The following is a 13317-nucleotide window of genomic DNA, read 5'->3' as shown; positions in this document are numbered from 1 at the left end:
GTCGCCGTGACCGCACTCGACCAGCGTCCCGGCGAGCGGACCGCTCCGTCGGAGCCGGGGACCGTCACCATCTCCGTCCGCTCCCTCGAGCGGATGGCCGTGGCGGTCGTCCACGAGGAGCTGGGCGTCGAGGTCTCCGCGATCCGCGTCCGGCTGTCGGACGACAGCGGCGGCCTCGCGCTCGCCGTCTCCGCCCCGGTCCTGACCGAGGGCGCTTCCACCGCCGAGGGGAGCCTGCTCGATCGCCTCCACCGCGACCGGGCGGCCATCGCCTCCCGGATGGGCGCGCTCACCGGCCGCACCGTCAGCCGCGTGGACATCCGCGTGACCGGCACCCGCACCCCGACCCGAGCCACGAGGAGAGTCGCATGAGCCCCGCAGCCACACCGCGCGACGCGGCACCGGACGCGCGCTACCGCCGCTACCTGCGCCGCGAGACCCACAGCTCGCGCTCGGCCGCCCAGATCGTCGTGCTCGTGCTGATCATCCTGATCGCCGCGTACGTCGGAACGGAGGCGGTGCTCGCGATCTTCGGTGCCGCTCCGCTGCTGCTCGCTCCGTCCGCGCTCCTCGGCGCGATCGTCGGCGTGACCGATCTCGCCTCCGGCGCGATCATCGGCATCGCCGTCGGCACTGCGGTGCTGGCGCTGATCCTGCTGGTGCTCGCCCTCGCCCCGGGGGCCCGCGCCCGCCACACCGTGGCGGACGACCGGCTCGCCGTCGTGATCGACGACGGCGTGATCGCCTCCTCCCTCGCCCGCTCGGCCCGCTCGGCCGCCCGGTCGCGTCGCGAGGACACCCGCGCCTCGATCGGCCGCCGCACCGCCGTGATCGAGGTGACCCCCTCCTCGGGGATCACCGTCGACCGCGACTCCGTGCAGTCCGCGGTCGACGACGAGCTGAGCCGCATCGCGGCGACGCCCGCCACCCGCGCCACCGTCCGCATCTCCGAGTCCGGGAGGATCTGATGACCACGAGCAACCGGTTCGTGAACCGCCTGATCCTCTTCCTGGTCGGCCTGGTCCTCGCCGCCGTCACCGCAGGCCTGGTCCTGATCGCCGTCTCGCAGCCGGTCCGCGACGCGGTCGCGGACTTCGCGGACGGCCAGGGCGCGGCCCTCGTCTCCCGCATCTCGCCGGAGGACGGCACCGCCTGGAGCGACGCGGCCGTGCTGTGGCCGCTCTACGCGATCCTCGGCATCTGCCTGCTGGGCATCGTGCTCGCGATCGTCCTGATCTCCGCGCACGGCCACGGCCGCACGAGCACCGTCCTCACCGACGCGGGCTCGTCCAGCGGGGTCGCCGGAGAGGTCGAGATCGCCACCGGCTTCGCCGAGGACGTGCTCGAGAACGCGCTGGCCGGCCGCACCGACCTGATCGACGTCACGGTCTCGGCGTACCGCCACGGCTCGTCGACGGCGCTCAAGGTCCGGGTCCTGCCCCGCGGCGGGGTCTCACCCCGCACGGTCGTGGACGCCGTGCACCAGGAGGTCCTGGAGCTCGATCGCCTGCTCGGCGCGCGACTGCCCGTCGTGCTCGAGGTCGCCTCGAGCGCCCGGGCCGGGTTCTCCAAGGAGGACCGGGTCGCCTGACCCGCGAGCGCCCGCGCTCGCCCACCACTTCCTCCGGCGGCCGTCGCCGGAGGACGAACCGAATCGAACGGAAGGAGCCCCTCATGGGTGCTGACGACAAGATCCGCAACGCGGCCGAGAACCTGCTCGGCAAGGCCAAGGAAGCGGCCGGCAAGCTGACCGACAACGAGAAGCTCGAGGCCGAGGGCAAGGCCGACCAGACCAAGGCGCACACCAAGAAGGTCGGCGAGGACGTCAAGGACGTCTTCAAGAACTGACGCCCTCGTCGAACGACGAAGAGGCCGCCTGTCGCTGATGCGACGGCGGCCTCTTCCGCTGTGTCCGGGCTCCCTGCGGAGTCCTGGGCTCGCGGCCCCGGGGTTCCGGCTCAGACGCTCCAGAACATGATGCGTCCGGCCGAGGCCGAGTCGATGCTCTGGTCGAGGTTGTCGGCGGTGTGCGAGGAGTAGAGGATCGTGCTCCCCTTCACGCTCGTGACGACGCCGGTGTGGTCCCAGTCGCCCGAGCCGTCCCAGTCGAACTGCACGACGTCGCCGGGCTTGACCTCCGAGCGCTGCGCGTTCGTGAGGGGCGTCGCCCGCTCCGGGTGCGCGGCCAGGTAGGAGTTGAAGGCGGTCGAGGAGGCCCAGGCCGAGCTGTAGCCGCCGGTGCGCGAGTAGCTCCACTCGCCGTCCATCTCCCAGCCGCGGGCGATCAGCGACTGCGAGGTGAAGTTGACGCAGTCGTTGCCGCCGATGACGCCGTACTGCGCGGAGTTGTAGTCGGACCAGTAGGTCTGCAGGTAGTCGAGCTGCGACGCGAGGCGGCTGGCCTCGAGCGCGGCGGCGGCCTTCGCGGCCTCGATCGCCGGGTCGGGCGTGTAGGCGAAGGTGATCGCGGAGGCGACGACCTTGGTGGTCGCGAGGACGCCGGTGGCGGTCGGGCTGGGCGAGGCCGTCGCGGTGGGGGCGACGAGCTCGGCGGGCTGCGCCTCGGTGGCGGCGGCGGCCGGCGTCGCGGTCGGAGCGGCGGTCGCGTCGGCGGCCGTCGGAGTGGCCGCCGGAGTGGCCGTGGTCGCGGTCAGCGGCTCCTCGGTCGGAGTCGTGGTGTCCACGGCGGGCTGCACCGTCTCGACCGGCGTGCCGTCCACGGTCGCGGCGGCGACGGAGTCCGTGACGGCGTCGAAGGTGATCGGCGCTCCCCCGGCGTCGAAGAAGGCGACGGGGACGACACCCTCGGTCTCGCCGTCCGCGGGCGGAGCGGTGACGGTGATCTGGTCGGGGTTGTCGACGGTGACGCTGCCCTCGGCGTCGCCGAAGCGGACCGTGGCGACGGAGTCGAGGTTCGAGCCGGCGATGGTGACGCTCGTGCCGCCGGCGACGGTGCCGGTGGTGGTCGAGACGCTGCTGAGCACCACGCGGGCGTCGGCCGTGGTGGCCGGCAGCACGGTGACGGGAGCGGCCGTCACGGTCGAAGCGGCGGTGGAGGCGGTCGCCGACTCGGCGTCGGCGGAGGCGCCGACGGTGAGGCTCACGCCGGAGGCGGCGGCCACGAGGACGAGCCCGCCCGACATCGCCAGCACGAGGTGCCGGCGCGAGGGGCGGAAGAAGGAGGAGCCGCGACGAGCGGGCTCGACGCGCTGGCGGTGCCCCTCGGCGGCGCGACGGTCGCGGCGGGAGGGGAAGACGTCGCCGCTGGCGGGGTGCAGCGGCGCTCCGGCGGAGGGGCGGATGCCCTCGGCGGCCGGCGCGAGCGCGGCGGGAGCGAGGACGGCCGGGTCCGGGGCCTCGACGGCGGGGGCGGCGGCAGCGGCAGGAGCGGCGACCGGAGTCGCGCGGACGCGGCCCTCGCGCTCGCGCGCCTCACGGCGGGTCAGCGGCGGTGCGAGCTGAGCGTCGGCGGGGGCGACCTCGGCGGCAGCGGGCACGGTGGAACGGGTGGAACTGTGGGGCACAGGGGAACTCACGGGTCGGTGCGCACGGGGGCGGGGGCGTGCGGGATTTCAGGGGGAAGCGGCCATGTCACCACGCGGGAGTCGGAGTCCCCTAAGGGCGACCTCCGAAAGCACTCCGAGTAACGGTACGGTAACAACGCCCGTCTGTCACGTCCGGTTCTGATCACGGCCGCCTCCGCAAGCCCTTGCGGACCGATTTCCGGACACATCCGGATGTCCGAACGGACACGCCTTCAGCCCTCGCGCCGCTCGATCCTGCGAACGGCCGCACGCCGCCGGTTGTGCAGCCACCCCCAGCTGGAGAAGTTCCGGGCGTAGAAGATCCAGATCCCCGGGATGGTCGGCAGACCCTCCTCCGCCAGGCGCGCGTTGATCCGTTGCCCGTCCTTCCCAGTGCCGTCGCTCTCGGCGAAGACCGATTGGAGGCGAACGAGCACGTCGGAGGAGAACGGATGTCCGGCGATCGCGGCGTCGATCACCTCCAGGTCGCGCTGCAGCTTCTCCCGCGTCGGTCTCCGGAGCACCGCGCTTCCCTTCCGCCTCTCGGCCACGCGGGCGGGAACCCCTCCCGCCCGCGTCTCAACAGGCTTGTCACCCTCCAGCGGATGCGCCGACAGCTCCCAGTCCGTTCGAGCGCAGGGCAGGCTCGCCGACGGACGACGGGCGGGTTCAACCCCGATGCCGCTCGATCTTCCGCACGGCCGCGCGCCGCCGGTTGTGCAGCCACCACCAGCTGAGCGAGTACCGCAGCGTGGAAGCTCCGATCGTCTGAAGTTCCGGCAGGCCCTGCTCACGGAGTCGCGCGCTGATCAGCTCCTTGTCCCCGTCGCCGTCCTCGATGACGGCGAAGGCGCGCGTGATCGGCTCGGACCTGAAGGGATGCGCTGCAATGGCGTCATCGATCGAGCGGAGCTCACGCAATAAGCACTCAGGTGAACGTCGGCGGAACACGCTCCGGCCCTACTTTCCCCTGAGGCAGACCATGATCGCGGACGAGCGCTTCGAGGAGGCGTGCAGCGGGAACGTCATGAGATCTCCTTCGATCGAAAGCGAGCCTGCCTCGCTTTGAAGGAGAGGTTAGGGACGTGCTCGTTCGAACGGAAGGCGTGGCGCGGGATGCCCGACAGGGCGCGCCGGGATGCGCGAGGAGGTGATCTCGAGCCCGCCGATCAGCCGACCGGGGGCGCGCTAGGAGACCGTGCCCGGCGCGTAGTCGGGGGCGTCCGGCAGACCGAACAGGCGCTCGAGGGTCGGGATGCCGGCGTCGTGCAGGTGCTGCGCGAGCTCCACGCCGATGTAGCGGAGGTGGTACGGCTCGGACTCGTAGCCGGTGATCGGCGTGGTGTCGGGCTTGTAGCGGACGAGGAAGCCGAAGCGGTGCGCGTTCGCGCCGACCCACTGGCCCTCGGGGGTATCGCCCCAGCAGATCTCGAGCGCGCAGGTCCCCGAGGAGCCGACGACGTCGACGGCCCAGCCGGTCTGGTGCTCGCTGTGCCCCGGGCGCGCGCTGGTCGCGTCCGCTCCGGCCTGGCCGCGCGAGGACACCCAGCCGGCGTAGACGCTGACCTGGGTGTCGTAGGAGCGGTAGGCGCTCTGCACCGCGAGCGTCAGGCCGGCCTCGCTCGAGGCCGCCGCGAACATCGGCACCAGCGCGTCCGCGGTCGCCTGGCGCATCGGCTGGCGGTTGACGTAGCGGACGTCCGGGGAGACGAGGTCGGCCGGCACGTAGTCGACCGGGTTCAGGGTGCGGAGCTTGTTGACGACCACCCAGATGCTGGCCGGGTCGTCGTTCGAGTGGGCGGAGAGGTCGATCCCCGGCGTCGCGGTCGGCGTCGGCGTGGGCGTCTCGGTCGGGGTCTCGACCGGAGCGGCGCTCGCCGTGGCGGAGGCGCCGGCCGACGCGCCCGGGGTGGCACTCGGAGTCGCGGACGCGGTCGGAGCGCTCGCGCGCCCCGCACCGAGGGCCGCGTTCACGCCCACGGCGGCGATCCCGGCGGCCACGGCGACTCCCCCGATCACCAGGGCTCGGCGCCGTACGGGGCGCCCGTCGGGGGCCGGGTTCTCGTCCGAGGTCATGCTCCGAGCCTACGCGGGGCCCCGTTCGCGCCCGCGGAGAGCCCTGTCAAGCACTGAGGGGTGTATCCGTTCAGCACTGCTCCTCCATGGGGGTGTCGAATATCCTCAAAGGATTCACATAAGCAGACCCCCTAGCTTGAGTGACAGCCTCGGCGACCGCGCGCATCCGCCCCCTCGGATGAGCCGCCCACCGGTCCCGATGACGAGAGGACCCCATGCTGCGCCCCCTGCACGTCCGAGCAGTCCCCCTCCCCGCCCTCGCCCGCGCGATCGAGCTGCCCGACGGCGACGTCCCGCCCGTCGAGGTGACCGGGATCACGCTCACCGCCTCGGACGTCGAGCCGGGCGACCTCTTCGTCGCCCTCGCCGGCGTCCACCGCCACGGCTCCGACTTCGTCGCCGAGGCCGCCGAGCGCGGCGCCGTCGGCGTCCTCACCGATCCGGCCGGCGAGTCCGCCTCGCGCGCCACCGGTCTGCCCGTGCTGGTCGTCGACGACCCGCGGGCCCGCCTCGGCGCCGTCGCCGCCGTCGTCTACGCGACCACCGAGCGCGCCCCCCTGCTCCTCGGCGTCACCGGCACCAACGGCAAGACCTCGACGGTGCACATGCTCGAGGGGATGCTCCGCCAGCTCGGCGTCGTGCCGGGCCTGAGTTCCACGGCCGAGCGCCACATCGGCGACACCTCGGTGACGAGCGGGCTGACCACTCCCGAGGCCACCGAGCTGCACGCTCTCATCGCCCGGATGCAGGAGGAGGGCGTCGGCGCCGCGGCGATCGAGGTCAGCGCGCAGGCCCTCACCCGGCACCGCGTCGACGGCGTCGTCTTCGACGTCGCGGCGTTCACGAACCTGAGCCACGACCACCTCGACGACTACGGCGACATGGACACCTACTTCGCCCAGAAGGTGCAGCTGTTCCAGCCCGACCGCTCCCGCCGCGCGGTCGTCTCGCTCGACTCGCCCGCCGGGCAGCGGGTCGTGGCGGAGGCGGGCGTGCCCGTCACCACGATCACCTCGCTCCCCGACGTCGACGCCGACTGGCGGGTGAGCATCCTCGAGCAGGAGTTCGGCCGCACCCACTTCCGCGTCGAGAACCGGGAGAACCGGGCGATCACCACCTCCGTCCCGATCATCGGCTCGCACATGGCGGCCAACGCCGCCCTGGCGATCGTGATGCTGATCGAGGCGGGCCGGCCGATCGGCGAGATCCGCGCCGCCCTGCACCGCGACGGCGGCCTCGACGTCTCGCTCCCCGGCCGCACCGAGCGCGTCTCGGGCGAGCGCGGCCCCACCGTCTACGTCGACTTCGGTCACAGCGCCGACGCCTTCGCTCGCACGCTCGAGGCGGTCCGCGAGGTCACCCCCGGCCGCGTGATCATGGTCTTCGGCGCCGACGGCGACCGCGACGCGCTGAAGCGGCCCGCGATGGCCGAGGCGGCGGTCTCGGGCAGCGACGTGCTGGTGATCACCGACCACCACCCGCGCTTCGAGGATCCGGCGTCGATCCGAGCCACGCTGCTGGCGGCGGCTCGGGCGGCGCGTCCCGACGGCGAGATCCACGAGGTCGACGACCCCAAGCGGGCGATCCGCGTCGCGGTGTCGCTGGCGCACGAGGGCGACTCGATCCTCTGGGCGGGACCCGGGCACCAGAACTACCGCGATATCGAGGGCGTGCGGACGCCGTACTCGGCGCGAGCGGAGGCGCGGGCGGCGCTCCGCGAGGCCGGCTGGGCCGAGGCGGGGGTGCCGGCGCACAGCTGATCGCCGGCGCTCCGGGCCCTCGATCGCCGGCGCTCCGGGCCCTCGATCGCCGGCGCTCCGGGCCCTCGACCGCCGGCGCTTCGGACCCTTGATCGGCGGCACTCCCGGACCCTGATCGACGGCCTCGGACCGCGGATCGGGCGGTCCCCTCTGAGATCCTCCACAGGCTCGCCGGAAGCAGTGCCGGTGAGCTCGCACGCGGTGTAACTTTGCGCAGCACGCAACGTTTGCGGCGGTCCGCCGTGCCCTGGCGGCGTCCGCCAGACAAGGGGACCCCCGTGACCGATTCCGCCCGCCCGCCCGCGACCGCCGCCTCCCCGTCGGGCGCGATCATGACGCACCGCCAGATCCTCTTCGTGATCTTCGGCCTGATGGCGGGGATGTTCCTGTCCTCGCTCGACCAGACCATCGTCGGCACGTCGATGCGCACCATCGCCGACGACCTCGACGGCCTCTCGCAGCAGGCCTGGGTCACCACCGCGTACCTGATCGTCTCGACGATCGCGACGCCGATCTACGGCAAGCTCTCCGACATCTTCGGCCGCCGCCCGCTCTACCTGATCGCGATCGTCCTGTTCCTGATCGGCTCCCTCCTGGCCGGCTTCGCGACCTCGATGCTCGGCCTCGCCGGCTTCCGCGCGGTGCAGGGCCTCGGCGCCGGCGGACTGATGTCGCTCGCCCTCACCGTGATGGGCGACATCCTCCCGCCGCGCGAGCGCGCCAAGTACCAGGGCTACTTCCTCGCCGTCTTCGGCATCTCGAGCGTCGTCGGTCCGCTGATCGGCGGGCTCCTCGCCGGCACCCCCGAGATCCTCTTCATCACCGGCTGGCGCTGGGTCTTCCTGATCAACCTGCCGATCGGCGCCGTCGCGCTCTTCATCGTGGTGCGCTTCCTGCACCTGCCCAAGCCCGCCGCCCGCCGCTCCGTGCGGATCGACTGGTGGGGCGCCGCGCTCGTCATCGTCGCCGCCGTCCCGCTCCTCCTGGTCGCCGAGCAGGGCCGCGAGTGGGGCTGGGGCTCGCCGATCGCCTGGGTCTGCTACGTCGTCGGCGTGCTCGGCATCGTCGGCTTCATCGCCGCGGAGCGGATGATGGGCGACGACGCGCTGATCCCGCTCAAGCTCTTCCGCTCGCCGACCTTCTCGATGGCGACCGTCCTGGGCGTGCTCGTCGGCTTCGGCATGTTCGGCGGCATGATGGCGCTCCCGCTCTACCTGCAGCTCGTCAACGGCGCGACGCCGACCGAGTCCGGCTTCCTGATGCTGCCGATGATCCTCGGCCTGATGATCGCCTCGATCGTCTCGGGCCAGATCATCTCGCGCACCGGCCGCTACCGCGCCTTCCCCATCCTCGGCACCTTCCTGATGTCGGCGGCGTTCTTCTACCTGTCCTTCGTCTCGATCGACAAGCCGGTGATCTTCGTGATGGGCGGCATGCTGCTGCTCGGCCTCGGCCTCGGCCAGATGATGCAGACGCTGACCCTCGCCTCGCAGAACTCGGTCGACACGGCGAACATGGGCGTCGCGACCAGCGCCTCGACGTTCTTCCGCCAGATCGGCGGCACGCTGGGCACCGCGGTCATCTTCTCGGTGCTGTTCAGCCGCATCCCGGAGACGATCGCCGCGGCGTTCAAGAACCCGACGATCGCTGCGAACCTGCAGGCCGCCGCCTCGGACCCGACCATCGCGGCCGACCCGGCCAACGCCGGCATCCTGAAGCTGCTGCAGTCGCAGGACTCGTCGGCGATCGGCTCCGCACTCGACGGCGACACCTCGTTCCTGAACACGGCGAACGACGCGCTCTCGGCGCCGTTCCTCACCGGCTTCAACGACGCGACGGTGACCGTGTTCCAGGTCGCGCTCGGCGTGGTCCTGCTCGCCTTCGTGCTCTCCTGGTTCCTGAAGACCCCGCCGCTGCGGGCGAAGTCGGCCATGCAGGAGGCTCACGACCTCGCGAACGAGGACGCCGCGGCCGAGCTGCGCCGCACCGACCCGCAGATGGCCGCCCGCGCCGGTGCCGATCTCGCCGCCGGGAGCATCGAGCCCGACGTGCGGACCGACTCCGTCGCCACGGCGCCCCGGCGCACGGAGGACGGCGACCGGCGGGCCTGAACCCTCCGACTGCCTCGGCAGCCACCCCTGACGGCCCGGACGCCTCGGCGTGCCGGGCCGTCGGCGTTCCCGGAGCCACGCCACCGCCCGCTGTGCGGCCCGGCCCACCGCCCACCCCGCCAGCGCGGTGAGAGAGCGCTCCACCGGGATGGTCGTAGGATGACGGGACAGCCGCCGAAGGAGTCCGCAGTGACCGTTCCCCCCTCCCCCGCCTCGCCGACCCTGCCGGAGCAGATCGCCCTGGCCGAGCGCCTCGCCGCGCGCGACTGGCCCGCCGGCTTCCTCTGGGGCTCCGCCACCGCCGCCGCGCAGATCGAGGGCGCCGGCCACGAGGGCGGCAAGGAGGACAGCATCTGGGACGCCTTCTCCCGCGTCCCCGGTGCCGTCGCGAACGGCGACACCCCCGAGGTCGCCGTGGACCACTACCACCGCATGCCCGCCGACGTGCAGCTGATGAAGCGCCTCGGCCTCGACTCCTACCGCTTCTCGGTCAGCTGGTCGCGGGTGAAGCCCGGCGACCGCGCCGTCAACACCGAGGGACTCGACTTCTACTCCCGCCTCGTCGACGAGCTGCTCGGCGCCGGCGTCCTGCCCTGGCTGACCCTCTACCACTGGGACCTCCCGCAGGCCCTCGAGGAGACGGGCGGCTGGACGAACCGCGACACCGCCCAGCGCTTCCGGGACTACGCGGAGGCCGTGCACGCGCGCCTCGGCGACCGCGTGGCGCACTGGACCACCTTCAACGAGCCGTTCTGCTCGACCCTGCTCTCCTACGGCGCCGGGATCCACGCGCCCGGCGTGATCTCGCAGCAGGCCGCTCTCGCCGCCGTGCACCACACCCACCTCGCGCACGGGCTCGCCGTCTCGGCCCTGCGCGAGCTCGGCGCACAGAACCTCGGCATCACGCTCAACCTCTCCAACGCCGTCCCCGACGACCCGGAGGACGAGGTCGACCTCGACGCCGCCCGCCGCTTCGACGCGCTGCAGAACCGCATCTTCCTCGACCCGCTGCTGCTCGGCGAGTACCCCGAGGACCTGCTCGAGGACGTCGCGGGCCTGGGCCTGGACGAGCTGATCCAGGACGGCGACCTGGCGACGATCGCACAGCCGCTCGACTTCCTCGGCGTGAACCACTACCACGACGACAACGTCTCCGGGCACCCGCTGCCGGCCGGCGCGGAGGACTTCGCCCAGGCCACCGAGCGCGAGGTCGGCTCGCCGTGGGTCGGCTCGGAGTCGATCACCTTCCCCTCGCGCGGCCTCCCCCGGACCGCGATGGACTGGGAGGTGCACCCCGACGGGCTGCGCTACCTGCTCACCCGGCTGGGCCTGGAGTACGAGAACCTGCCGCCGCTCTACGTCACCGAGAACGGCGCCGCGTACGACGACGTCGTCGAGGACGGCCGCGTGCACGACGTCGACCGCACGCAGTACGTGCTCGACCACGTCGAGAAGGTCGCCGACGCGATCGACCAGGGCGCCGACGTCCGCGGCTACTTCGTCTGGTCGCTGCTCGACAACTACGAGTGGGCCTGGGGCTACGAGAAGCGCTTCGGCATCGTCCGCGTCGACTACTCCAGCCAGGAGCGGCTGATCAAGGACTCGGGACTCGTCTACTCGCGCCTCATCGGCGGCGCCGCGGCCGAGGCGCTGGACTAGACCGTGTCCGAGGGGATCAGGGGAGGCGGGCGCTCGCCGACGCTCGAGGCCGTCGCCGCGCGGGCAGGCGTCTCCCGCGCCACGGTCTCGCGGGTCGTCAACAACGCGCCGCAGGTCGCCGCCGAGATCGTCGCCGCCGTGCAGAAGGCCATCGCCGAGCTCGACTACGTGCCCAACCGGGCCGCGCGGATGCTCGCCTCCCGCCGCACGCAGTCCATCGCGCTGATCGTGCCGGAGTCGACCGCGCGCGTCTTCGCCGACCCGTTCTTCGCCGCGATCGTGCAGGGCGCCGCGATGCGCCTCGCCGACACCGACTACACGCTCTCGATGCTGATCGCCTCGGAGACCAGCGGCGAGAAGACCCGGCGCTATCTCCTCGGCGGCAACGTCGACGGCGCCCTGGTCGTCTCGCACCACTCCGGCGACCACTCCTACGCCGCGCTGTCGAACTCGCTGCCGATCGTCTTCGGCGGCCGGCCGCTCTCGCCGGACGAGCGCGACTCCTACTTCGTCGACGTCGACAACGCCGACGGGGCCGCCGTCGCGACCGCGCACCTGATCGCGGGCGGCTGCCGCCGCATCGCGACCATCGCCGGCCCTGCCGACATGCCGCCGGGCGTCGACCGGCTGATCGGCTGGCGCAGCGCCCTCACCGACGCGGGGCTCGACGACTCGCTCGTCGAGTGGGGCGACTTCTCGCCCGAGAGCGGCACGGAGGCGATGCGCCGCCTCCTCGAGCGCGACCCCGCCATCGACGGGCTCTTCGCCGCCAACGACCAGATGGCCGTCGGCGCCTACGCCGCGCTGCGCGAGGCCGGCCGCCGCGTCCCCGAGGACGTCGCCGTCGTGGGCTTCGACGACGACATCTTCGCCCGCTCCGCGGTGCCCGCCCTCAGCACCGTCCGCCAGGTCCCCGTCGAGCTCGGCGCCCGCATGGCCGAGCTGCTGACCGCCCGCATCGAAGGCGCCGACGTCGAGCACCGCACCCTGATGCCCACCGAGCTGATCGTCCGCGCGAGCTCCTGACCGCGCCCGCTCTCCTCCCCTCCTCCTCGCCACTCTCCAGAAGTTGTCGTATTCGATGGCCGAGTACGACAACTTTCGAGGACCCGGCGGAGTGAGTGAGCTCTCGGTGAAGGCAGGGCGGGTCATGGCCGCCAGCCGTGCGCCATCAGGGCGGCCCGGATCTCGGCGACGGTGCGCGCGCGGTCCCGCTCGAGGCCGTCGGCGCGGACCACGACCTGGATCCAACCCGCCAGCTGGAGCGCCAGGGAGCGCTCGCGATCGCGCGCATACTGCGCATCGTTCGTCTGGTGCTGACGGCCGTCGTACTCCGCGAGCACCTTCCACCGGCGGAAGACGAGGTCGCCGATCGCGATGAGCCGGCCGCCGACCGTGATCTCGACGTTGACCTCCGGGGCGGGGAGTCCTGCCTCGCGAACCAGCGATCGCAGGGCCGTCTCCCTGCAGGAGGCGGCCGCGGTCGAGACGAGCCGCAGCACGCTCTCGAGCCGTCTTCGTCCGGGCCCGTGGTACCCGTTCACTCGGTCCTGCAGGTCGGAGAGTCCCGCGTACGGACGCGGATCGACCTCGTCCGGGTAGCGAGGCACGAGGAGGAGGTGATCGGCGGCGGCCAGGAGGTCGCGGTCGGGAAGGAGCATCCCGAGCGAGACCCATGTCGACGCCGCATCGGCCACCGGCAGTCCGAACCTCGTGGACACGGCGACGTTCTGCGGCAGAAGGACGTGCCCGACGACGCCCCGAGTCCGCGGCGGTCGCCGCGGGGAGAACGTAGCGACGTGGATCGGATCGTCCTCCGGCCGTCGGAAGGGAAGCGGCACCGACCAGAGCTCGGCCGCCGTCAGATGCGAGAAGAACTGCCCCGGACGCAGTCTTGGCCGGTAGGCCAGAGCACGCTCGACGTGCGTCACCGGCATGACGCGTGTCCTCACTCCGTGGAACGGGCTCGCCAGTCGCGGCGACCGCAGTTCGCCGTCCGTCGCGCCTTCGCGCAGGGCCGCACGGCGGGTGAACGCTCCGAGATCGATGTCCGTCATGCGCCGATCGTGCTGCACCCGAGCCGACGCCATGGCTCCGTTCCCTCCGACCGACGGACAACTCCCTCCGGCCGCCCCTGTGGAGGACTACCGCCCCGACCTCTCCTCAAAAGTTGTCGTACTGGGCGCT

13 protein-coding genes are annotated in these 13317 nt (G+C 72.5%); 8 read left to right on the top strand and 5 right to left on the bottom strand.

All coding sequences use genetic code 11. The features are described 5' to 3' along the window. Window positions 1–6: 6 nt before the first annotated feature. The 4 genes from EDF45_RS03435 (at window position 7) to EDF45_RS03420 (ending at window position 1848) form a co-directional block, all read left to right on the top strand. Complete coding sequence (locus EDF45_RS03435) at window positions 7–372, top strand: hypothetical protein (protein ID WP_123734984.1); 366 nt, start codon at window positions 7–9, stop codon at window positions 370–372. Beyond that, window positions 369–968 carry a hypothetical protein gene (locus EDF45_RS03430; RefSeq protein ID WP_123734983.1) on the top strand — a complete coding sequence of 200 codons (600 nt, stop codon included), beginning with the start codon at window positions 369–371 and terminating at the stop codon, window positions 966–968. Before EDF45_RS03435 ends, EDF45_RS03430 begins: the two co-directional genes overlap by 4 nt. Beyond that, window positions 968–1591: a hypothetical protein gene (locus EDF45_RS03425; RefSeq protein ID WP_123734982.1), complete on the top strand. Its 624-nt coding sequence runs from the start codon at window positions 968–970 to the stop codon at window positions 1589–1591. The genes EDF45_RS03430 and EDF45_RS03425 overlap by 1 nt, the downstream gene beginning before the upstream one ends. 83 nt (window positions 1592–1674) lie before the next feature. Further along, entirely contained in the window at window positions 1675–1848 is a 174-nt protein-coding gene (locus EDF45_RS03420; protein ID WP_123702005.1) for a CsbD family protein, read from the top strand. A gap of 110 nt (window positions 1849–1958) precedes the next feature. On the opposite strand, the gene EDF45_RS03415 is transcribed toward EDF45_RS03420, so the two are convergent. From EDF45_RS03415 to EDF45_RS03400, 4 genes are all read right to left on the bottom strand, one after another. After that, a complete protein-coding gene (locus EDF45_RS03415; protein WP_132434694.1) occupies window positions 1959–3524 on the bottom strand; it encodes an amidase domain-containing protein in 1566 nt (521 codons plus the stop codon). A gap of 233 nt (window positions 3525–3757) precedes the next feature. Next, on the bottom strand, window positions 3758–4048 hold the full coding sequence (locus EDF45_RS03410; RefSeq protein WP_123734980.1) for a hypothetical protein: 291 nt from the start codon (window positions 4046–4048) through the stop codon (window positions 3758–3760). A gap of 145 nt (window positions 4049–4193) precedes the next feature. After that, complete coding sequence (locus EDF45_RS03405) at window positions 4194–4475, bottom strand: hypothetical protein (protein WP_243580969.1); 282 nt, start codon at window positions 4473–4475, stop codon at window positions 4194–4196. A gap of 237 nt (window positions 4476–4712) precedes the next feature. Further along, window positions 4713–5600 carry a M15 family metallopeptidase gene (locus tag EDF45_RS03400; RefSeq protein WP_165908962.1) on the bottom strand — a complete coding sequence of 296 codons (888 nt, stop codon included), beginning with the start codon at window positions 5598–5600 and terminating at the stop codon, window positions 4713–4715. 215 nt (window positions 5601–5815) lie between these two features. On the opposite strand from EDF45_RS03400, the gene EDF45_RS03395 reads away from it, so the two are divergent. From EDF45_RS03395 to EDF45_RS03380, 4 genes are all read left to right on the top strand, one after another. Then, window positions 5816–7360 (top strand): Mur ligase family protein, encoded by a 1545-nt coding sequence (locus EDF45_RS03395; protein ID WP_123734977.1) that lies wholly within the window; start codon window positions 5816–5818, stop codon window positions 7358–7360. Window positions 7361–7692: 332 nt separating this feature from the next. After that, window positions 7693–9471 carry an MDR family MFS transporter gene (locus EDF45_RS03390; RefSeq protein WP_123735569.1) on the top strand — a complete coding sequence of 593 codons (1779 nt, stop codon included), beginning with the start codon at window positions 7693–7695 and terminating at the stop codon, window positions 9469–9471. A gap of 159 nt (window positions 9472–9630) precedes the next feature. Next, window positions 9631–11130, top strand: a complete 1500-nt coding sequence (locus tag EDF45_RS03385; RefSeq protein ID WP_123734976.1) for a GH1 family beta-glucosidase — start codon at window positions 9631–9633, stop codon at window positions 11128–11130. A 3-nt stretch (window positions 11131–11133) separates the two neighbouring features. Beyond that, a complete protein-coding gene (locus EDF45_RS03380; RefSeq protein WP_123734975.1) occupies window positions 11134–12156 on the top strand; it encodes a LacI family DNA-binding transcriptional regulator in 1023 nt (340 codons plus the stop codon). 122 nt (window positions 12157–12278) lie between these two features. Here EDF45_RS03380 and EDF45_RS03375 read toward each other — a convergent pair whose 3' ends face one another. Continuing rightward, window positions 12279–13187: a DUF559 domain-containing protein gene (locus EDF45_RS03375; protein ID WP_165908963.1), complete on the bottom strand. Its 909-nt coding sequence runs from the start codon at window positions 13185–13187 to the stop codon at window positions 12279–12281. Window positions 13188–13317 lie beyond the last annotated feature (130 nt).

This window comes from Rathayibacter sp. PhB186 (assembly GCF_003751825.1).
GTDB classification, from domain to species: Bacteria; Actinomycetota; Actinomycetes; order Actinomycetales; family Microbacteriaceae; genus Rathayibacter; species Rathayibacter festucae.
The sequence above is the reverse complement of the archived record's forward strand: the minus strand, read 5'-3'. Positions and strand labels throughout refer to the sequence as shown.